Source organism: Onishia taeanensis (assembly GCF_003268885.1).
Lineage (GTDB): Bacteria > Pseudomonadota > Gammaproteobacteria > Pseudomonadales > Halomonadaceae > Onishia > Onishia taeanensis_A.
In genome coordinates this window covers 241,045-259,666 of sequence record NZ_QLSX01000005.1, presented here as the reverse complement: position 1 = coordinate 259,666, position 18,622 = coordinate 241,045, and the positions used below count along the sequence as shown (strand labels likewise).

At 62.5% G+C, this 18,622-nt stretch carries 20 protein-coding genes; 5 read left to right on the top strand and 15 right to left on the bottom strand.

Going from position 1 to position 18,622, the window contains the following annotated elements; genetic code table 11:
- The first annotated feature begins 399 nt into the window (after positions 1 to 399).
- Positions 400 to 1,467, top strand: a complete 1,068-nt coding sequence (gene rlmM, locus BCL93_RS09185) for a 23S rRNA (cytidine(2498)-2'-O)-methyltransferase RlmM (RefSeq protein WP_112054972.1) — start codon at positions 400 to 402, stop codon at positions 1,465 to 1,467.
- A gap of 145 nt (positions 1,468 to 1,612) precedes the next feature.
- Here rlmM and BCL93_RS09180 read toward each other — a convergent pair whose 3' ends face one another.
- Positions 1,613 to 1,897 (bottom strand): antibiotic biosynthesis monooxygenase family protein, encoded by a 285-nt coding sequence (locus BCL93_RS09180; RefSeq protein WP_112054971.1) that lies wholly within the window; start codon positions 1,895 to 1,897, stop codon positions 1,613 to 1,615.
- 87 nt (positions 1,898 to 1,984) lie between these two features.
- Between BCL93_RS09180 and tusA the strand changes: the two genes are divergently transcribed.
- Positions 1,985 to 2,236, top strand: coding sequence for a sulfurtransferase TusA (tusA, locus tag BCL93_RS09175; protein WP_112054970.1), 252 nt, complete (start codon positions 1,985 to 1,987; stop codon positions 2,234 to 2,236).
- A 21-nt stretch (positions 2,237 to 2,257) separates the two neighbouring features.
- On the opposite strand, the gene BCL93_RS09170 is transcribed toward tusA, so the two are convergent.
- The 3 genes from BCL93_RS09170 to BCL93_RS09160 form a co-directional block, all read right to left on the bottom strand.
- On the bottom strand, positions 2,258 to 2,947 hold the full coding sequence (locus BCL93_RS09170) for a hypothetical protein (protein WP_112054969.1): 690 nt from the start codon (positions 2,945 to 2,947) through the stop codon (positions 2,258 to 2,260).
- 87 nt (positions 2,948 to 3,034) lie between these two features.
- On the bottom strand, positions 3,035 to 4,048 hold the full coding sequence (locus BCL93_RS09165; RefSeq protein WP_258396231.1) for a DUF3080 domain-containing protein: 1,014 nt from the start codon (positions 4,046 to 4,048) through the stop codon (positions 3,035 to 3,037).
- Between the two features lie 64 nt (positions 4,049 to 4,112).
- Positions 4,113 to 5,504 (bottom strand): MATE family efflux transporter, encoded by a 1,392-nt coding sequence (locus tag BCL93_RS09160; protein ID WP_112054989.1) that lies wholly within the window; start codon positions 5,502 to 5,504, stop codon positions 4,113 to 4,115.
- Between the two features lie 194 nt (positions 5,505 to 5,698).
- On the opposite strand from BCL93_RS09160, the gene BCL93_RS09155 reads away from it, so the two are divergent.
- Positions 5,699 to 6,265: an elongation factor P hydroxylase gene (locus BCL93_RS09155; RefSeq protein ID WP_112054967.1), complete on the top strand. Its 567-nt coding sequence runs from the start codon at positions 5,699 to 5,701 to the stop codon at positions 6,263 to 6,265.
- 53 nt (positions 6,266 to 6,318) lie between these two features.
- Here BCL93_RS09155 and BCL93_RS09150 read toward each other — a convergent pair whose 3' ends face one another.
- Positions 6,319 to 6,849, bottom strand: coding sequence for a hypothetical protein (locus BCL93_RS09150; protein WP_112054966.1), 531 nt, complete (start codon positions 6,847 to 6,849; stop codon positions 6,319 to 6,321).
- Positions 6,850 to 6,902: 53 nt separating this feature from the next.
- Positions 6,903 to 7,766 (bottom strand): TatD family hydrolase, encoded by an 864-nt coding sequence (locus tag BCL93_RS09145; protein WP_112054965.1) that lies wholly within the window; start codon positions 7,764 to 7,766, stop codon positions 6,903 to 6,905.
- A gap of 196 nt (positions 7,767 to 7,962) precedes the next feature.
- Between BCL93_RS09145 and BCL93_RS09140 the strand changes: the two genes are divergently transcribed.
- On the top strand, positions 7,963 to 9,912 hold the full coding sequence (locus BCL93_RS09140; protein ID WP_112054964.1) for an ATP-binding cassette domain-containing protein: 1,950 nt from the start codon (positions 7,963 to 7,965) through the stop codon (positions 9,910 to 9,912).
- 183 nt (positions 9,913 to 10,095) lie between these two features.
- Here BCL93_RS09140 and BCL93_RS09135 read toward each other — a convergent pair whose 3' ends face one another.
- A complete protein-coding gene (locus tag BCL93_RS09135; protein ID WP_112054963.1) occupies positions 10,096 to 10,548 on the bottom strand; it encodes a universal stress protein in 453 nt (150 codons plus the stop codon).
- Between the two features lie 203 nt (positions 10,549 to 10,751).
- Between BCL93_RS09135 and BCL93_RS09130 the strand changes: the two genes are divergently transcribed.
- Positions 10,752 to 11,294: a preprotein translocase subunit YajC gene (locus BCL93_RS09130; protein WP_112054962.1), complete on the top strand. Its 543-nt coding sequence runs from the start codon at positions 10,752 to 10,754 to the stop codon at positions 11,292 to 11,294.
- Between the two features lie 40 nt (positions 11,295 to 11,334).
- On the opposite strand, the gene slyA is transcribed toward BCL93_RS09130, so the two are convergent.
- From slyA to BCL93_RS09090, 8 genes are all read right to left on the bottom strand, one after another.
- A complete protein-coding gene (slyA, locus tag BCL93_RS09125; protein ID WP_112054961.1) occupies positions 11,335 to 11,781 on the bottom strand; it encodes a transcriptional regulator SlyA in 447 nt (148 codons plus the stop codon).
- Positions 11,782 to 11,886: 105 nt separating this feature from the next.
- Complete coding sequence (locus tag BCL93_RS09120) at positions 11,887 to 13,137, bottom strand: DUF5924 family protein (RefSeq protein ID WP_112054960.1); 1,251 nt, start codon at positions 13,135 to 13,137, stop codon at positions 11,887 to 11,889.
- A gap of 167 nt (positions 13,138 to 13,304) precedes the next feature.
- Positions 13,305 to 13,703, bottom strand: coding sequence for a fluoride efflux transporter CrcB (gene crcB, locus BCL93_RS09115; RefSeq protein ID WP_112054959.1), 399 nt, complete (start codon positions 13,701 to 13,703; stop codon positions 13,305 to 13,307).
- A gap of 95 nt (positions 13,704 to 13,798) precedes the next feature.
- Positions 13,799 to 14,761, bottom strand: a complete 963-nt coding sequence (locus BCL93_RS09110; protein WP_112054958.1) for a cation diffusion facilitator family transporter — start codon at positions 14,759 to 14,761, stop codon at positions 13,799 to 13,801.
- A 91-nt stretch (positions 14,762 to 14,852) separates the two neighbouring features.
- Positions 14,853 to 15,461 (bottom strand): CBS domain-containing protein, encoded by a 609-nt coding sequence (locus BCL93_RS09105; protein ID WP_181463069.1) that lies wholly within the window; start codon positions 15,459 to 15,461, stop codon positions 14,853 to 14,855.
- A gap of 145 nt (positions 15,462 to 15,606) precedes the next feature.
- A complete protein-coding gene (locus BCL93_RS09100) occupies positions 15,607 to 17,256 on the bottom strand; it encodes a phosphoethanolamine transferase (protein ID WP_112054956.1) in 1,650 nt (549 codons plus the stop codon).
- A complete protein-coding gene (locus BCL93_RS09095) occupies positions 17,249 to 18,097 on the bottom strand; it encodes a phosphatase PAP2 family protein (RefSeq protein WP_112054955.1) in 849 nt (282 codons plus the stop codon). Before BCL93_RS09095 ends, BCL93_RS09100 begins: the two co-directional genes overlap by 8 nt.
- A gap of 72 nt (positions 18,098 to 18,169) precedes the next feature.
- Positions 18,170 to 18,610 (bottom strand): DUF411 domain-containing protein, encoded by a 441-nt coding sequence (locus tag BCL93_RS09090; RefSeq protein ID WP_112054954.1) that lies wholly within the window; start codon positions 18,608 to 18,610, stop codon positions 18,170 to 18,172.
- Between the last annotated feature and the right edge of the window lie 12 nt (positions 18,611 to 18,622).

The following is an 18,622-nucleotide window of genomic DNA, read 5'->3' as shown; positions in this document are numbered from 1 at the left end:
TCCGTCATGGTAGGTGTCCACTTATTCATAGGTGGGCACCTACTGTGATGGAATTCAGGTACTTTCGGCAGATGGGTTCACCGGCCGGTTACGGATCGCCGACTCCGGGGCTGAGATGAAAGGGCAGTCAGCCTATTCGTGTCTCCGGTCCAAGAGTGTCTCTGGTTCAAGCCTGCCGTTGGAGGACATCGAAGCCCTCGTTCGCAGTAAATCGGTACTGTCTAGCAGGGCTTGGCTCAGGATATGGAGCGGGAAGGTTGAAAAGGGCATGGGCGGTAAGACATGGCGGCGTGCTAAGCGGCCAGTCATCCTGCCATTAGCTGGGGTAGCATGGCGGGACCCGACTTGTGAGCGGGTCTGACGACGGCTAGACTAGCGCCCCTTCACAGGAGAGGTCACATGATTCCCCAGCAGTTGCTGCTCTATTGCCGCCCGGGCTTTGAGAACGATCTCAGCGCCGAAGTTACCGACAAGGCCGCTCAGCTCGGGTGGTCAGGTTACCCCCAGGCGACGCCGAACAGCGGCTTCGTGAGCTTCATGCTTACCGGTGACGAGCCGGCCAATGCCCTGCACCGTGACTTGCCGCTGGCGTCCCTGGTGTTTGCCCGTCAGAGCCTGGTGGCTCTTCCTGCGCTTGAAGGTCTTTCTCGGGATGACCGCCTGACACCGATCATTGAGCAGGTGGTGGCCAGTGGCTGGAGCTTCGAGAGCCTTTGGCAGGAAACGCCTGACACCAATGACGGCAAGGCCTTGAGTGGATTGATCAAGGCGCTGACACGTCCCCTCGAGTCCATCCTGAAGAAACGCGGAGCCCTGCGGCGCAAGGCCGGCGGTCGGCGGCTGCATCTCTACTGGACGGCCGGTGACTCTGTGCAGCTCGGCATGAGCTTTCCGGGTAATCGCAGTGAGCGGCTGGGCGGGATCCTGCGTCTACGCTTCCCCAGAAATGCACCGAGTCGCTCGACCCTCAAGCTCGAAGAAGCCTGGCACGTCTTCGTCCCGCGTGATGAGTGGGAGATGCGCCTGGGCGAGGGCATGCAGGCCGCCGATCTGGGCGCGGCGCCCGGTGGCTGGACCTGGCAGCTGGTGCATCAGGGCATGTATGTTTATGCGATCGATAACGGTCCCATGGACAAGGGGCTGATGGCCACCGGCCAGGTCGATCACCTGCGCGAAGACGGCTTTACCTGGACGCCGCCCAATCGCCTCGACTGGTTGGTCTGCGACATCGTCGACAAGCCGATTCGCGTCGTGGAAATGGTGGAGCGGTGGTTGGTCAAGCGCTGGTGTCGCGAGGCAGTCTTCAATCTCAAGCTGCCGATGAAGCAGCGGTGGGCTGAGGTCGCGCGGTGTCTGGCTCGCTTGGATGATCAGCTCAAGCGAGCGGGCGTCGCCGCCGAGATTCGCTGTCACCACCTGTACCATGACCGTGAAGAAGTCACGGTCCATGTGCGGTTGGAGCACTAGTCAGCTCAACCACGGCCAGTCTCGGCACTGATCAGGCCAGTACGTTTAGCATCAAGGTGACGGTGAGCGGCTAACCTCAAGACTCGGGATAGCAGGTGGCTTCATTCAGGCCATGGCCCGAAAGGGCACTGTGGTCCGGACGTTATCAGCAGTGCTCGTAAAGATTGATTTCTTCATCCTCGACCAGCAGCGGCAGGACGTGCTGCATGACGCGCTCCCGCTCTGGCCCCTGTTGCCATGTCTTCCAGGCGGCCAGATCTCGCCACTGGGTAATCAGCAGGCGTCGGTCAGGGTGGTGGCGCTCGCACAGGCTCTCACCGGCAATGAAGCCGCTGGCATTGATTGAGGCTCTCATGGCGCTGCGCGCCGCTTGGTCGTACTCTTCCTCGAGCCCGGGCATGATGCGCCGCCTGATGAGTACTTTTATCATGGTGCTGCTCCATCGCCCGCAATCGTCACACGTGACTTACTCCTGAACCGCAAATAGTCCTTTACCCGCAACCCAATCGAGAAGCCGATGGCCGATTACGCTGATGACCTGCCAGATCACGATGCCGAACTGGATACCTGTGGCCTTTACTGTCCCGAGCCGATCATGTTGATGCACAACAAGGTGCGGGACATGACGCAGGGCGAGATTCTCAAGGTGGTCGCTACCGATCCAGCGACGACCCGCGATATCCCGAAGTTCTGCAGCTTTCTGGGCCACGAGCTGATCTACCAGCATGAGGGCGAAGAGACCTACCTGTATCTGATTCGCCTCGGCTGACGTCCTCGAGCAGGTGCCGCCTTATTCGTTGCTGATCATCAGGGCCAGGGCCTCGAGAGTCGCCGGGTCCTCCTGCTTGATCCGGTTGGCTATCACTCGCTGAAAGAAGTACACCACCTGATGTCGGCTGTGGCCGGGGTACAGGCAGGCGTCACCGGACACCACCGGCGTTGACTCAATGAGGTCTTCGTCGACCAGCAGGGCCTCGATTTCGCCATTGTTGTAGAGCCGCCAGCCGAAGACCTGTTTGAGCTGCCAGGGCTCATCCTCACTATCCATGCACAGGGCATGGGTGCCGAGAATGTCTGGCAGCTGCTGGATCAAGGTCGACTCGAAGGTTTCCTCGTAGTCGAAGTAGGCGGCGGCATGCTCTAGCTCGAAGACCTTGTGGTCGGGAGCACTGTGGAAGACCTCATCGGTTTCCGGGTCTCGGTAGCCGACGAAGTGACCAAACTGTGGGTCATCCAGCTGATGACAAGGCGTCAGTGCCTCCATCCAGGGCACCAGGCCGACGACTTCTCCATCCTCACGCATGCCCCAGGCAAGCAATGGCATGCCATAGAGCGTTTCCGGGTCAGAGGCCAGATGATAGAGCATTTCCAGCCCATCCAGTTCCGGGGACAACCGGACTAGCCGTTTCTTGGCGCGTTGCCGCTTTCGCATGGTGTCCAGGTCGATGACCTGAGCGGGGCGGGACATCGGAATTCCCATCACAACCCTCCTTAAGCGCGTCATCACGGCATTTGACTAGCCTAGATTCACTATTAGCACAGTCAGTGTATGAAAGTTAAGCCTTCCTTAAGGCTCTTCGTCGGTGCTGCAGCGCCGCATGAGTCGTTGCCAGTGCTGGCGATGGGCCTCCCGGGCGTTGAGAAAGCGTTGCCAGGGGGCCTCAGGATTGTCCAGTGACAGCCAGTTGTGGCGGTAGTCATCGATTGCCTCGCGGGAGACCTGCTGAACGTTGAGCAGAGTCTCCACGGCGCCGAGCCAACTGCCGGCCAGCCGCGTCAGGCCCTCGAGATAGGGGCGCAGTTCGTCATCCACTTGGGTGCGCAGCGCAGGCAAGCGTCCGGCGTCTGCCAGGGGGCAAGAGGACTCGGTGTCAGCGGCGTCGAATAATCGGTTGGCTTCCTCCAGACGCAGGGTGGCCAGCTGGAGGCTACGCAATACCTGGGCGCTCAGGGGCTCTTCACGCAGTGCCTTGAGGTGCTGCTCGAGGGTAGAGGAGTCCGGTTGCCAGTCAGGGTCCAACTGCCGGGCGGTCATGGTACGCAGGTAGGCCAGGGCCGCCAGTGCATCATCAGGACGCGTCAGCGCATCGGGCGGGAGTGGACCACTGGCCCGAGAGAAGCTACCGGTCCACTCTTCAGACCCGAATAGGGCGTTCCAACTGGCCATCGGCATCTGTTCGGCCTTGGTGCGCGCCAGGCGTTCCAGGCGCTGCCTGTCCTCTTCGTCCAGCCGCTTGGCCACCGCCGAATGACGACAGGCCTCAAGTCGCCGCCAAAGCTTGAGCTCATACAGCCAGTGCTGGCTGGGTGCCGCCACCTTGCCGAGCTGGTTGTTGCGATTGGCGACCAGTGCGGCGATCTGGCACTCGCGAAGGGCGTAGATATCGAGCATACCCTCGCGGATGTCGGGGATATCGAACAGTCGGGCGTCGTCTTCGGGAAAGGCCGCGATATTGGCGGGCGAGGCCGAGGCCGGTGGATCGACCTCCAGGGCGGCTGCCAGGCGCTGCTGATAGTCCGTGAACAGCGCATTGACCTCAGTGCCGCGTTCGCAGCCGGTGAGCGTCAGGGTGACAGCCATGATCAGTCCGAGCCGCATCAGGCGCCTGGTAGCGAGCCATGATCCTCGGTTGGGCTCACGGCTACTAGCTGGTCTGAATCGTGCGTTCTCCATTGCTCACCGCCTTGCTGATGGTATGGAGTCTGATGCCCAGTAGCACCGCCGCGACCGTCAGGCCGGCCACCAGGCCAATCCAGTAGCCATGAACGCCGAGCGGGGCCGCAAGGCCGGGCAGGGCACCAATACCGAGCATATGGCCCCCGCCCAATCCGACCAGCCAATAGGCGATCAGCGTGATGATCATGATGATCCGGGTGTCCTTGTAGCCGCGCAGCGCGCCGGCCATGTTGACCTGCAGAGAGTCGGAAATCTGATAGAGCATCGCCAGGCCGATCAGCGACAGGGCGACCTGCTGCACCTCGGTGTTATGAGTGTACAGGGCCAGCACGGGTTCTGCGGCGAACCACAGAATCAGATTGTTAAACAGCGCGATCACAAGGCTCAGGGCGATGCCGTGCCAGGCCACGAAGCGGGCCGTGGCCAGGTTGCCGGTCCCCAGGGTGTTACCGACCCGCACCGTCAATGCCATGCCCAGCGACAGCGGCAGCATGAACAGCAGCGAGGTGACGTTGAGGGCTACCTGGTGAGCCGAGACGACCACCTCGCCAAGACTGGCGATGAACAGCGCGATCAGGGTGAAGAGCGTGACCTCGACGAAAATCGATACGCCGATCGGTACGCCGACGACCAGCAGTTCACGGATTTGCTCGATGTGCGGTCTGGTGAGCGACTGCCACAGGGCGACCGAGCCATAGGCGCGGCTCTGGCGGGTATAAAGCAGCATGGCCAGCGCCATGGCCCACATCGAGATCGCCGTGGCGATGCCGCACCCGAGGGCACCCAGCGCCGGCAGTGCCTTGATGGTCGCTGGCAGTTGCTCACCGAACAGCCCGACCAGGCCTGGGCCGCCATGGATCAGCAGATAGTTGAAGGGGATGTTCACGGCGAGGCCTAAGAGGCTGATCCAGAGCGCCGGGCGAGTATGGTTCATGCCATCGGAAAAGGCCCGCAGTGCCATGAAAAGCGCCGAGCCGGGCATGCCGAAGGCCACGGCGGCCAGGTAGGCCGACGAGCGCTCGGCGACAGCAGGAGGAACACTCATCCAAGTGAAGATAGGCATCACCGCCTGATGCAGCAGCACAGCGACAATCACCCCCATTACCAGGGCGACCCACAGCGCCTGATGGACGCGGGAGCGGATCGTCACCGTGCGTTCGGCGCCGAGCAGCTGGGCGACGATCGGCGTCAGTCCCATCAGCGTGCCGGCCATGAACAGCATCAGCGGCAGCCACAGACTCGAGCCCACCGACACGGCGGCCAGGTCGGTCGCACTGAGCCGACCGGTCATGATCACATCGACGGTGCTCATGCCGGCCTGAGCGAGCTGGGCGCCACAGATCGGCAAGGCCAGGCCCATCAACAGGCGAGTCTGCTTGTACCACTGGGACAGCGGGGAGAGGGATGACGACGACAACGAAGACTCCTTTCGAACGCGGCAAGGCTGGCCCTTCCAGGGGCAGACCGGAGCCGTAGTCTAGCAAGCGGAGATGGTTTTCGCTTGGCTGCGATGCCCTTATACTCCGTCCCGTCATTTCGCTACCCGGAGATGCCGTGACCCATCGTCTCGAGGACGTCATCGCCCTGTTCGATGGCCTGTTTCACTCCACCTATCAGACCCGCCTGGTGCGGGGCGGTGACGAGCCGCTCTACCTGCCTGCGGATGCCGACTGCGATCATCATCGCGTGATCTTCGCGCGCGGGTTCTTTGCAAGCGTGCTGCACGAAGTCAGTCACTGGTGCATCGCCGGGGCGCGACGTCGCACGCTCGAGGATTACGGTTACTGGTACCTGCCCGACGGTCGGGATGCTGAACAGCAGGCATCCTTCGAGGCCGTGGAGGTCGCCCCCCAGTCCTTGGAGCTATTGTTCTCCAGAGCCTGTGGGCTGCCCTTCAATGTCAGCGTCGATAATCTGGGCGAGGTGGAGGTCGATCGGGAAGGGTTTCGCGCTCGGGTAGAAGCCCGTGCGGCTCGGGTCGAGGCCGATGGCCTGCCCGAGCGCGCCCAGGCTTTTCGTGACGCCCTGCAGGCTTTCTACCGGGAAGGGCAGCCGCTCTCGGCGGCGGTCAGTCTTGGGCGGCGTAGGCTCGCGGCGCCCTGTGCGCCCGTCCCGGCCTAGCAGTGTTGGCCTAACATTGCGGTCGGCGTGTGCTTTGCCGACTTACGCTTGCCTTAATCTTCTTCTAGGTCGATGTCGTGACTGCCGTCATGGCCGAATTCGGTGTCCTCACCGAGTACAAGCCGGCGATGCAGCATCAGCATGACTTCGACTTCCTGTTCCGGGCGCATGGGCTCCAGGCCCTGTTCGGCAAACAGCATGCCGCGCTCCCGTGACCATTCGCCAGCGTCCAGGTCCGGATAGAGCGACTCGGCGGGGGCCATCTCGACGAAGGGGTCGAGGCCGAACGTCTCGAACAGCCGCGATAGCGCCGCCTCGTCATCGCTGACGCCAGCCGTATACAGGGTGGCGTTGAAGTGATCGGTCTCGAGCTCCCGGATCACGTCCAGCGGGCTGATGCCCAGGCTTTCCAGCTCTTCCTGGCTGTAGTCGCCCAGCGCGACCATGTCATCGTCCAGCCAGTCAGTATCGGGCTGGATCAGGGTGTGCTTGATGCGCCCATCGTTCAGCGACCAGGCGATCGCCAGCGGCAAGCCGCCTTCTTCACCGGTCTCAACGGCAATGAAGCCGGGAACATCGGCCATGTCAGGAATCCTCTTCTGAAGGTGGTGTCTGCAGTCAGTATGTGTCGTTGGCGTCAGTCGGCCGTGCCGTCAGGCAAGCGGAAGAAAGCGCGCGCCGTGGCGGTTGTCGCCTCGGCCAGTGCCTGTTCGTCGAGGTCGCGCCAGTGGGCGATCTCGCGCACGATCCATGGCAAGAGGGCCGGTTCGTGTCGACGCCCCTTGAGCTTGGCCGGCAGGTTGCGCGGCAAGAGATAGGGGCAGTCGGTCTCGACCATTAGCCGGTCGAGGGGGATCTCGCTGACCAGATCGCGCAGATGATGGCCGCGGCGCTCGTCGCAAAGCCAGCCGGTGAGGCCGATGTGCAGGTCCAGGTCGCGATAGCCATACAGCGTTTCGCGCTCGCCGGTGAAGCAGTGCACCACTGCCTGGCTCACGTCATCGCGCCAGGCGTGCAGTATCTCCAGCATGCGCCGACCCGCATCGCGCTCGTGGATAAAGACGGGCAGGCCGGACTCGGCGGCAAGCCCCAGCTGTGCCTCGAAGGCGCGCTCCTGCTCGGTGGGCGTGGAGAAATTGCGGTTGAAGTCGAGCCCACACTCGCCGACGGCGACCACCTCAGGCTCTCGGTGAAGCGCTGCCATGGCGCGAGCAAGCTCCGGGTTCCAGCCGCTGGCATCATGGGGGTGCACGCCGGCGGTGGCGTAAAGCCCCGGATGTTGACGGGCCATCGCTACTGCCTGTTCGGCATGCTCGCGGTCGGTGCCGGTAAGAATCAGGGTGTCGACATGGGCGGCACGTGCGCGATGAATCACCGCCTCGAGGTCGCGACCGAAGCTCTCGTGGGTGAGGTTGGCGCCGATGTCCACCAGCGGGGCCGGGGAGCGAAAGCGCAGCGCCTCGGGCAGTACATCGTCGAAGGTGGCGGTTGGTTCGGCCAAGGTGCATTTCCTTTCGAAAAATGGCCAAGTATTGTACCCGCCCGGCAGCAGCAGGGTCACGCGCGACCGTTGTGGCCACGACGGTGGCCGCTAAGGCTCGACAAGGGCCGACGGCGAGGCATCGTCCGCGTTACACTAGGCGCACTTGCGCGTGCCTGCGTGGCGCGCCTAATGCTGAACACCAAGAGGTAAACGCGTGACCCTGCTACGTCTGGAACAGCTGCAACTGGCCTATGGCCCTCAGGTGCTGCTCAATGGGGCCGACCTGGTGCTGGAGCGCGGCGAGCGCCTGGCGCTGGTGGGCCGCAATGGTACCGGCAAGTCGACCCTGCTCAAGCTGGTGTCGGGGGAGATCCAGGCCGATGGCGGTAGCCTGTGGAGAGCCCCCGGGCTCAAGATCGGCGTGCTCGAGCAGGACTTGCCCGAGGCCTCCGGCGAGACCATCTTCGATGTCGTCGCCCAGGGGCTGCCCGAAGCCGGTTCGCTGCTCGCCGAGTATCATCATCTGATTCAGGACCCGGACCCTGACATGGCGCGCATGGAGCGCCTGCAGACCCAGCTCGAGGCCATCGACGGCTGGTCCTTCCATCAGCGTATCGACACGGTGCTGACACGACTCGGCCTGCCCGCCGACGACGCCATGGATGCACTGTCCGGCGGTTGGCGGCGGCGTGTGGCCCTGGCCAGGGCGCTGGTCGCCGAGCCTGACCTGCTGCTGCTCGACGAGCCCACCAACCATCTGGACCTGGATACCATCGGCTGGCTCGAAGACCAGCTCGCCGCCTTCAATGGCGCCGTGTTGTTCATCACCCACGACCGTACCTTTCTGTCGCGCCTTGCCACCGCCATTCTGGAACTGGATCGCGGTCGCCTGGGCCGCTATCCCGGCGACTACGCCAAGTATCAGGAACAGAAGACTCACGAGCTGGAAATCGAGGCGCGCGAGAACACCGAATTCGACAAGAAGCTCGCCCAGGAGGAGTCCTGGATCCGGCAGGGCATCAAGGCCCGCCGGACCCGTAACGAAGGCCGCGTGCGTGCCTTGGAGCAGATGCGTCGCGAACGCGGCCAGCGCCGCGAACGCCAGGGCAATGCCAACCTGTCGGTTGACACCGGCGAGCGCAGCGGCAAGCAGGTGGTGGAGCTCAAGCATGTCAGCCAGTCCTTCGGCAGCGATTATGTGATCCGCGACCTGAGCCTCGATATTCAGCGTGGTGACCGAATCGGCCTGATCGGCCGCAACGGCGCCGGCAAAACCACCCTGCTGAAGATCCTGCTCGGCGAGCTCGAGCCCCAGGAAGGCAAGGTCAAGCTGGGCACCAAGATGCAGGTGGCTTACTTCGACCAGTTGAGGGCCGGTCTCGAACCGGAGAAGACCGTCTACGACAACGTGGCCCAGGGCAGCGACCGGGTGACCGTGGGGGGCAAGGACCGCCACGTGATCAGCTATCTGCAGGACTTCCTGTTCACTCCGGAGCGCGCCCGCCAGCCGGTCAAGGCGCTCTCCGGCGGCGAGTCGAACCGCCTACTGCTGGCCAAGCTGTTCACCCAGCCCGCCAACGTACTGGTACTCGATGAGCCGACCAACGACCTTGACGTCGAAACCCTGGAGCTCCTTGAAGAGCTGCTGCTCGACTTCGACGGCACCCTGTTGCTGGTGTCTCACGACCGGTCCTTCATGGACAACGTGGTGACCGGGGTGCTGGCCTTCGAAGGCGACGGCATCGTGCGCGAGTATGTCGGCGGCTACAGCGACTGGATACGCCAGGGCGGCAAGCTGCCGCCGGCCCCCTGGGACTTCAACGCCGCCCAGGCGGCAGGGCAGGCCAAGACGGAGTCGCCCAGCGAAGCCAAGGCGTCTCGTGGCGAGCCAGAGCCGGCCGCCATGGACGCGGCGGCGGAAAAGAAACGGGTCAAGCTTTCCTACAAGCTGCAGCGGGAGCTGGATCAACTGCCGGCGCTGATCGAGCGCCTGGAAAGTGAGGTTGCCGACTTCGAGGCCAAGACCGGGGACCCGAGTTTCTATCAGCAGGAAGCAGCGGACGTCACCGCCACTCTGGAGGCGCTCTCCGCCAAGCAGGGCGAGCTCGATGAGGCCATGGAGCGCTGGATGGAGCTCGAGGCGATGGCCGCCGGCGAGGCCTGAGCGCGCTCGTAACGACACAACGGCGGCGCCCAGATGGGCGCCGCCGTTGCTGTGACACGCGCTATTGTCATGAGGCACATGCTGTCATGAGGCAAATGATGCCATGACACCAGTGATGCCATCGTGCGGGTGAGGCATTAACCAAGCGATGGTATTGGCTTGGCGGTAGTGCTCAAGGTTGCTCTATTCCTTGCTGTCTTCATCACCAACCCGCACCGCCAGCACATCGCACTTGGCTCCGTGCAGCACGCCTGTGGACGTGGAACCCAGCAGCAGCGCAAAGCCATGACGGCCGTGCGAGCCGACTACGATCAGGTCGACGTCATGCTCCTCGGCGAAGCGATGAATCTCGGTGTCAGGCATGCCGACCACCACGTGCTGATCTTCCTTGGCGACCTGATGTGGATCGGCAATTTCGGCCAGACGCTGCTTGGCGTGCTCGTCCAACTGGTCCTGAATGCTGGTCAGATCCATCGGAATGTCACCGCCGTAGGCGAAGCCCAGCGGTTCCAGGGTATGCATGATGGATAGCTTGGCGTGGTTGCGGTCAGCAATCGGCAGCGCGCGTTCCAGCACCTTGTGGGAATCCTTGGTCAGGTCGACGGCGACCAGGATGTGACCATACTCGTTGCTCATGAGAGTCTCCCGGTAGAAAGTGAATGGGCCTGACTCAACTTTAGGCTTGCCACTAGCTCGCGACAACGATTTATATCAATCTTTTAGCATATTTTAGTAATCCTTTTTGGTCGACCGAGGTGTGCCAGGTTGGCGATCTTTCGCCCCGTTCTCCGGCGCTCCGTCGTGCGGGCTCGGTCGATCTTCTGCAGGTAGAGGTGAACATGGTTTGGTTGATCATTGTGCTGGTGATGGGGCTGATGCTCTCGCCAATGATGTGGCTCCGGCCCAGCCTCCAGCAGCAGCGCATGGGGCAGCTGCGTGAGGCGGCGAGAAAGTCAGGGATTAGGGTCAAACTGGGCGATTCGCCGTTGCATGAGGGCGGGCAGATGGCAAGCTACCGATGGGCGTATCCCGGCGAGTATCCGGGGCCACGTTTCGTGCTGGTTCGCGAGGCGGTGGCAAGCGATGCGCTCAAGCCGTTCATGGACGGCTGGCGTTGGCGCGTCGAACCGCTGCGCCCACTGCCCGGCGAGGCCAGAGCAAGGCTCGAGACAGTGCTGGCAGAGCTGCCGATGGATGCGAAGGTAGTGGAATCAAGCCGTGAGGCGCTGACGCTATGGTGGGAGGAGTCGCTCGGGGTCGATGCTTTTGAACGGCATCGGAGCAATATCCTGGACCTTCATCAGCAGCTTGCGGGGCGACCGGATGAACCGGCGCCCCGCAAGCTGGGATTTCGAGAAATGCGAGATCAGGCGCGGCGGTGACTCCCGCCGCCGCTCTGCAGGACACGTTTGCAGTTCAAGCCTAGGCCTTGACGTCGTCCCGGGTCTGGATCTTGAGGCCGTTATCCTCGATGCGAGAGAGCAGGACATCGAGTCGTTCGATGTCCTCATCGCTCAGCCCGTCGAGCATTTCTTCCCGGGCATGCTCCACCACGCTATCGATCTGCTCGAGCAGAGGCGCGGCTTCTTCCGTCAGGAAGATACGCTTGGCGCGGCGGTCATGGTCGCAGGGGCAGCGTTCGATCAGGCCTTGCTGAGCAAGCTGATCCAAGGTGCGCACCAGCGATGGAGCCTCGACGCCAATCGCCCTCGCCAGATCGCACTGCGGCTGACCATCGCCGAGCCGCCACAGGTGGTAGAGGGTGACCCAGCGGGTCTGTGTTAGTCCCAGCGGTGCTAGGCGCTGATCGATGATGGCTCGCCAGAGTCTTGGCAGGCGGGCCAGCTTGAAGCCGATATTCTTTTGCATGGTAGCCCTATGTTCGCCAGCTAATAGTTGCATTGTGCGAACTCGCCCTGGGCAATGCAACCCCACATTTGGCGAAGAAATGATCACTGGCCGGTCGAGCAGCGATCATGTCGCGTCGTTTTCCTTGGCGGGAATCAGTTGGCGCCAGTTGAGCCCGGGCAGGCCCCACGGTGTCTGGATGTCGCCATTGACAACCTGCGCATCCTTAGCATCCTCCTGCACGGTGAAGCGCACCACGCCGATCCGCTGGCCTGACGGCGTCATCACATCCACCCGCCAGGCGCCGTCGGGGTTCTCCGGGAAATTCTGCTTGTGGGTCCAGGCTCTGTATCCCTGAGCGCGTCCACCGCGAATCTCCAATGGAATGCGGTCGATCAGAATGCCATTGTGGCGCCACTCATGATAAACCGTCTCGCTCAGGCCACGCGGCGCACGGATTGCCGTGAAGACGAAGAGGCCGCGGGAGGCGACCGCCTCGCTGGTCAAGGCCATTTGGCCGCTTGGGCTGCGGCTCGAGACTTCTAACCCTGGCGACAGGGCATAACCGCTGAGCCAAAGATTGGCGGGCGGCACCCAGCCGCGACTGGCCCAACCAGCACCTGCCAATAGCAAGGCCAGGCCGATCATCGCTAGCCAGCTGCTTGCGCGTTTGGGGCGCAGCAGGTTGACCAGACTGGGCACCGTAAATACCACCATCACGGCCAGCGCGATGGCCAGGCTCTCGCCGGTGGTCAGGTACAGCATGATTGGCAGCGTGACCAATACCACCACGAACACACACAGGGCGTGGAAAGCGAAATACACCCAGCGATGGCGTTCGGCCAGGCGGAAATACAGCGGATCGAGAATCGACAGCAGAGCAAGCCCCACGAAGAGCACCGTGAAGACCGCCTGACCGCTCGACCACACGGTGGTCGCAAGCAGAAAGGGCAGGCTGAAGAACAGGGTCTCCTGGTGGATCATCTGGGCGATGAAGGTGGTCACGCCCCGTGACAGGTGGGGATAGCCGCGGTTGGAAAGCCATCGTTGAATCAGGCTTTCCGAGAGCAGCAGCAGCCATGCCAGCAGCATCGCCAGAGCAAGAGCGCCTCCCAGCCACTGCTGGCGATCGACCAGGAAGAAACTCGCGACCCCGGCACTGAAAGCGACCGGGGGCCATAGCCAGGCATAAGGTTTCAAGCGTTGGCTGAGGCTCGCGATACTTGCCTGCAGGCCTACCAGCCGTGAGCTGTTGATGTGCGATCTTTCAGCTTCGCCAGCGTTCGGAGGCGGCGCTTGCGAAGGCTCTTGTGAAGAGAGCGGCTCGGATGAGGGCTCAGTAGAAGGGCTATCTATTGAAGACCGGTCGGAGCTCATAAGGGGGTCGATTCAGTCGGGACAAGGAATGCAATCCTATCAGTCGTGACCGGTGTCAGGGAGTCGCGATCAAGCGACAGGCCCGGCTGGATGCTGCCGGCACCGTCGTTAAGGGGGATATAAGGGGTTAGGGGATAGTTCACGCGCTGTATTTCATCGGCGCCTCATCAGGGCATGGTCCCGATCAAGTCGCGTACCAGGCTCACGCTGAGCATACCCAGCCAGGCGAACAGCAGCGAGCCGCCAAGATGCAGGCCGATGCCGGTCAGCGCCAGACCCGGGCGACCGGCCTGAAGGTTAGCGAGAATTTCAGCGGTGAAGGAAGAAAATGTCGTCAAAGCACCGAACAGGCCGGTGACGAGAAACAGTCGCCATTCCGGTGAAATATGGGGGTGTTCGCTGAACAGGGCCACGAAGAGGCCGATCAGATAGCCGCCGAGCGTATTGGCGAACAGTGTGCCGAGCGGAATGGCCGGGTAATAGTGATTAAGCCATAGTCCCAGCAACCAGCGGGCGTTGGCGCCGATGGCTGCACCGCCGCTGACGGCGAGAATTGAAAGCCACATGGTGATCCTAGTGCTTTGTTTTCATGACGTTGTTTGAATAGCACTCTTTGAGTAGTGCTCTTTGAATAATGCCGTTCGAATAGCGCCAGCTTGCGCTATCCGTGCGAATGAGAGTGTTCGTGAGAGTGAGCATGCGCGTGTGGCGCCGACGCTTCAGTCTCCCTGCAGCTATCCGATTCCGGCGAATCCAGGCAGTAGTCGCGCGCCTCGAGCTGGATGGTGGCATGGCTGATACCAAAACGTTCATCCAGCAACGCCTTGATAGCCACCAGCGCCTCGTGGCGATCCATGCCGTCGACCAGGGTGGCATGCAGTGACACCATCGGCCGGGCCGGCGTCAGCGACCAGGCATGCACGTGGTGCACCTCCGAGACGGCGGCAATCTGCTGCGGGATACTGTGTTCGATCTGATCCACGTCGAGGCCATCCGGGGCGCCTTCGAGCAGGATGTGTGCAGATTCGCGGGTCAGTTTCCAAGCGCTGTGCAGAATAAGCGCGGCAATCAGCAGCGATAGCAGAGGGTCGATCGGCATCCAGCCAGTGGCGAAGATGACCGCGCCGGCGACGATGGCCGCCACCGAGCCAAGCAGGTCTCCCAGCACATGCAGAGCCGCGCCGCGGATATTGAGGTTATCGCGATCACCCAGGTGCAGGATGGCGAATACTACGATATTTACCGCCAGCCCCAGGGTCGCGATCACCATCATGGTATTGGCCTGGATATCGACCGGGTTCAGCAGTCGTCCGATGGCCTCGACGCAAATCCACACGACCAGGCCGATCAGCGTCAGGCCGTTGACGAAGGCGGCCAGTATCTGCACGCGGTGATAGCCAAAGGTGCGACGTCGGTCGGAGGGGCGTCTGCTCAAGCGGGCGGCGAACCAGGCCAGCGCCAGGGCGGCGCTGTCGGTGAGCATGTGAGCGGCATCGGCCAGCAGCGCCAGCGAGCCGGAAAGTAGCCCACCGACCACCTCGGCGATCATGAAGGCGCCGGTGAGTACCAAGGCCCACAGGAGCCTGGCTTCGCTGTCACTGTGATGCGCGTGATCGTGTGCCATGAAGCGCCTTGTGTGATGTTGGTATGCCGGCACGAGGCCGGCACGGGTCAATGTCTATCAGGCTATCACGAACCCCGTCAGTGGCGGGGTTTCATAGCTCGTGGCCGAGCATGACGCGACAGATATCGGCGAAGCTATGTGGTTCCCGGAGCAGTTGACCCAGCTCGACGCCCAGCGCGCGCCCGGCATCGGAGGCCGAGACTAGGCCGCGCAGCCGGGGCTGCTGCTGTTCGTCATGGTCGACGATCAGCAAATGCTGGTCGCCATGGGCCTGCAGTGCCTTGACTAGCGTGCCGATAGTCAGGTGCGACAGGCGCGATAGCGGCAGCGCATGCAGCGTTGAGCATGAAGACTGCACCATGCCCACGGTTACGTCGGCGCGGGCAATCTGATGAGTCTGCATGGCTTGGGTCGTCCGGCGTCCACCGAGCAGTTCCTTGGCTGTGACGATGCCCTGGCAGTGTCCATCGGCATCGGCCACCAGCAGAAGACGCACGCCGCTGGCCTGCATGATCAGACGGGCTTCTTCGGCGGGTGTCTCCGTGCCGATAGTGCGTGCTCTCACCTTGGTGAAATCGGTGAGCAGTGAGCTCGCCGGGCTATCCACCGTCAGATGCGAAAGCGACGCGGCGGGGTCGGCGATCGGCAGGTCACCGGCCAGCGACTCGAGCGACAGGGTGGGATGCGACATATCTGGCATGATGGTACTCCTCGTGTCGATTCCGGTGCGCGAGTGACCGAGCATCGGGGGCTTGAAAGTTAGCAAGCTCAGAATATCTATCTTACTGCTTCATTAAGTCCTGCTGTCAACTGAAAATGTCGACTAAAGTATCAAAGTTGAATGACTAGGCGTCACTTCTACAGACCCGCGTCATGTCTTGCTGCGGGTTCAGAATGCGACTCTCGACCCTGAGTGCTCCCAACACACTGTGAAAGAGGTTGGCATGGCCAAGAGGGGCGTCGCGGGTTGTTGCCAGGCAATCCTTGTCGAGCCCTACTGCCGCGTCAAAGGCCGCCGATGACCACCACACCATAGGTACCTGGGTCTGCTCCTTCGGGGCGATTGCGTAGGGTAGTCCATGCAGGTATAGGCCGTGTTCACCCAGCGATTCGCCATGATCCGAGAGATACAGCAGCGAAGCGGCATGATGCGACTGTTCCGCCAGGGCGCCAATCACATGATCCAGCACGCTATCAGTATAGAGGATGGCGTTGTCGTAGCTGTTGGTGATGGCCTGCTGCGAGCAGCTGTTCAGGTCGGCGCTGTCGCAGGTCGGCGTGAAGCGACGAAACGTTTCCGGATAGCGCTGATAGTAGCTGGGGCCGTGGTTGCCGAGCTGATGGAGAACGATGACGGTATCGCCTTCGAGGTTGTCGAGACGGGCGCGCAGTTCCTCATCCAGCGCCTCGTCCAGGCAGCGGCCATCCTGGCACTGCTTGGGGTGATCATCGGGTTGGATCGACTGCTGACTCACGCCATCACAGACGCCCTTGCACCCGGCCTGATTATCCAGCCATAGCACGTTAAAGCCCGCATGATCGAGCACATCCAGCAGCGACTCATGACTCTTGATATAGCGCTCGTCGTAGTCGTCCTTGCCGATAGGCGCGAACATGCAGGGCAGCGAAACGGCGGTGCTGGTGCCGCAGGTACTCACATCGGTGAAGTTGATCACACCACGCTTCGTCAACTGAGGCGTGGTCTGGCGCGCATAGCCATTCAGCCCCCAGTTGGCGGCACGGACGGTTTCCCCCACCACCAACACCATCAGCAGCGGCTTGTCGCCGGCACGCGGCAGGCGAGTGGCGTCTTCGCCGATCGGCAGGCGTTGCTCGGGCAGCGGGTCACTTGCCGCCAGCACCCGGCCGGAGGAAATCAGGGCATTGCCCGGAGTGACCAGGTAACGCAGCTCGGTATGGTTGCGCATCAGTGATGACAGGCTCTGATAGGACACCATCAGCGCCACTGCCAGCATCGCCACCCCCCCGGCCAGGTAGGCGAAGCGGCGCCCCAGCGCCCGTGGCCAGGTGCTTGCCGAGAGCCTGACTCGCCACAGCAGCGCCATCGGCAGCCCCGCGTACAGCAGCAGGTAGCCCGCGAAGCCCGGGGTAAGCAGTTCACCCGCTTCCTTGGTGTCGGTCTGCAACACGTTATCGATCATATGGGTATCGAAGTAGGTGCCGTAATGACCGGTGTAGTAGCTCACCGTGGCCGCCAGCAGGATCAAGGCCGAAAGTAGGGGTTTGGCCGTATGGCGGGTGACGAACAGCACGAAGACGATGAACTGCAGCCCCGTCAGCACTAGCCCGTAAGCGAGCAACTGCCAGGCGGTGAGGGCCGGTTCAGCGGCCATGACCTGCTGCCAGAAGGCCTGCTGGTAGAAGAGCGTGAAAACCAGGCAGACCAACAGCGTCAGGCGCTCTGGTGACAGGGTCAGCGACGGGCGCGCCAGGCTGGCCAGCCAGGTGGTGGCCATGCGAAAGCGTTCATGCATGCGAGTCTTCCTCGAGAGAGATTGAGGATGATGGGGAAGCGGCCAGGCTGACGGACGAGGGGAGTAGCCAACGGGCCAGTAACAGGCTCAGCGTCGCGCAAAGCATTAGCGTCCACAGATCGTGTGAGAGGAAATGCGCACCGCGAAGCTGTTGGGCGATGCCGAATGCAAGGCCCAGGGCCAGCGCCAGGCAGAGGCCGGCCCAGCGCCAACGGGGGCGGATGGCGTTGCAGAAGAAGTAAAGCGCGATCCAGGCATAGCCGGCACTGGCATGCCCGGCGGGGAAGCAGGCCGTGTCCGGGTAGTCGGCGGGCCGTGTCGCCAGCAGGCCGATATAGGCACGAGCGCCCCCATAGCGGCTAAGGTCCCAGGGGCAGTCCATGCTGATCAGCTGCTTGAGTATCGAGACGCCGAGGGTCGACGCTGCCACGGCCAGCACCAGATAGCCCAATGGGCGGCGCCAGTCCCGCCAGGCGGGGCGCAGCCAGCTGGCGATCAGCGCAAGGATGGCTGCTACGCCCATGCTCTGGCTGAGCATGCGTCCACCGCCATGCAGTACCTGCTCGGTAAGAAAGGCATGGTGCAGTGACCAAGCGTCGCCCTGAAGATGATAAAGCGTATCGGCGAGCTTGAAGTCCAGGCCGGCGGCCCGCCCGACGAGCATCATGGTCAGAAACAGGACCCAGCCGACCAGCAGCCAGCTGAGCCAGCCTGAGGCCGGGCGTCCGCTCTCCCGCCGCAGGGCCGCTTGTGGGCAAGCGTCGGCAACCGAAGAGCGGGTGCCGGTAGTGGCGCCGGAAGACGAGGCTTGCCGGCGAGAGGAGAGTCGTGAAGGCGGCATGGCGAGACGGGTCTGGAAGAATGTCTCACCAGTGTGGTGCCGTTGGCTTAAGCGTTGCTTAAGTCAAGCCAGTCAAAGGGTCATGAACGGCGTAGCCTGCCCGTCAGTGAATTGATAGACCTCATAGGGTGCGAGCTGCTGTCCGGGCATACCCGGAGTGCCCTGGGGCATGCCGGCCAGTCCGATGCCGTCGATCTCAGGGCGCTGCTCAAAGAGCATCTCCAGGGCGGCGACGGGCACATGCCCCTCGATGACATAGCCATCCATCATGACGGTATGGCAGGACCCCTGGCCGTAGGGGATGCCGGCCGCCTCCTTGATCTGTCCCATGGGCTGGCTGTCGATCACTTCGACGTCGATGCCGCTGGACTCGAGATGACGGGCATAGGTCTCGCAGCAACCGCAGGACGGGTTCTTGTAGAGGCGGGCACTGTCCGGCAGCGCGGCGTGGACTGTGCTGGCGCCGAGCAACAGGCCGCCGGCCAGACACAGTGCCGTGACTTGATTTTGCATGGTGAGATGACC

What these genes read in the sequence shown, in the direction of transcription:
- crcB (WP_112054959.1), bottom strand. Translation starts at nt 13,703, where the DNA reads ATGTGGCTTTCAATTCTCGCCGTCAGCGGCGGTGCAGCCATCGGCGCC.
- BCL93_RS09160 (WP_112054989.1), bottom strand. Translation starts at nt 5,504, where the DNA reads ATGGGCCTGGCCTTGCCGATCTGTGGCGCCCAGCTCGCTCAGGCCGGC.
- BCL93_RS09170 (WP_112054969.1), bottom strand. Translation starts at nt 2,947, where the DNA reads ATGGGAATTCCGATGTCCCGCCCCGCTCAGGTCATCGACCTGGACACC.
- BCL93_RS09090 (WP_112054954.1), bottom strand. Translation starts at nt 18,610, where the DNA reads ATGCAAAATCAAGTCACGGCACTGTGTCTGGCCGGCGGCCTGTTGCTC.
- BCL93_RS09120 (WP_112054960.1), bottom strand. Translation starts at nt 13,137, where the DNA reads ATGAGCTCCGACCGGTCTTCAATAGATAGCCCTTCTACTGAGCCCTCA.
- BCL93_RS09165 (WP_258396231.1), bottom strand. Translation starts at nt 4,048, where the DNA reads ATGGCTGTCACCCTGACGCTCACCGGCTGCGAACGCGGCACTGAGGTC.
- BCL93_RS09150 (WP_112054966.1), bottom strand. Translation starts at nt 6,849, where the DNA reads ATGGCCGATGTTCCCGGCTTCATTGCCGTTGAGACCGGTGAAGAAGGC.
- BCL93_RS09100 (WP_112054956.1), bottom strand. Translation starts at nt 17,256, where the DNA reads ATGCATGAACGCTTTCGCATGGCCACCACCTGGCTGGCCAGCCTGGCG.
- rlmM (WP_112054972.1), top strand. Translation starts at nt 400, where the DNA reads ATGATTCCCCAGCAGTTGCTGCTCTATTGCCGCCCGGGCTTTGAGAAC.
- BCL93_RS09105 (WP_181463069.1), bottom strand. Translation starts at nt 15,461, where the DNA reads ATGCCAGATATGTCGCATCCCACCCTGTCGCTCGAGTCGCTGGCCGGT.
- tusA (WP_112054970.1), top strand. Translation starts at nt 1,985, where the DNA reads ATGGCCGATTACGCTGATGACCTGCCAGATCACGATGCCGAACTGGAT.
- slyA (WP_112054961.1), bottom strand. Translation starts at nt 11,781, where the DNA reads ATGCAAAAGAATATCGGCTTCAAGCTGGCCCGCCTGCCAAGACTCTGG.
- BCL93_RS09130 (WP_112054962.1), top strand. Translation starts at nt 10,752, where the DNA reads ATGGTTTGGTTGATCATTGTGCTGGTGATGGGGCTGATGCTCTCGCCA.
- BCL93_RS09135 (WP_112054963.1), bottom strand. Translation starts at nt 10,548, where the DNA reads ATGAGCAACGAGTATGGTCACATCCTGGTCGCCGTCGACCTGACCAAG.
- BCL93_RS09110 (WP_112054958.1), bottom strand. Translation starts at nt 14,761, where the DNA reads ATGGCACACGATCACGCGCATCACAGTGACAGCGAAGCCAGGCTCCTG.
- BCL93_RS09095 (WP_112054955.1), bottom strand. Translation starts at nt 18,097, where the DNA reads ATGCCGCCTTCACGACTCTCCTCTCGCCGGCAAGCCTCGTCTTCCGGC.
- BCL93_RS09180 (WP_112054971.1), bottom strand. Translation starts at nt 1,897, where the DNA reads ATGATAAAAGTACTCATCAGGCGGCGCATCATGCCCGGGCTCGAGGAA.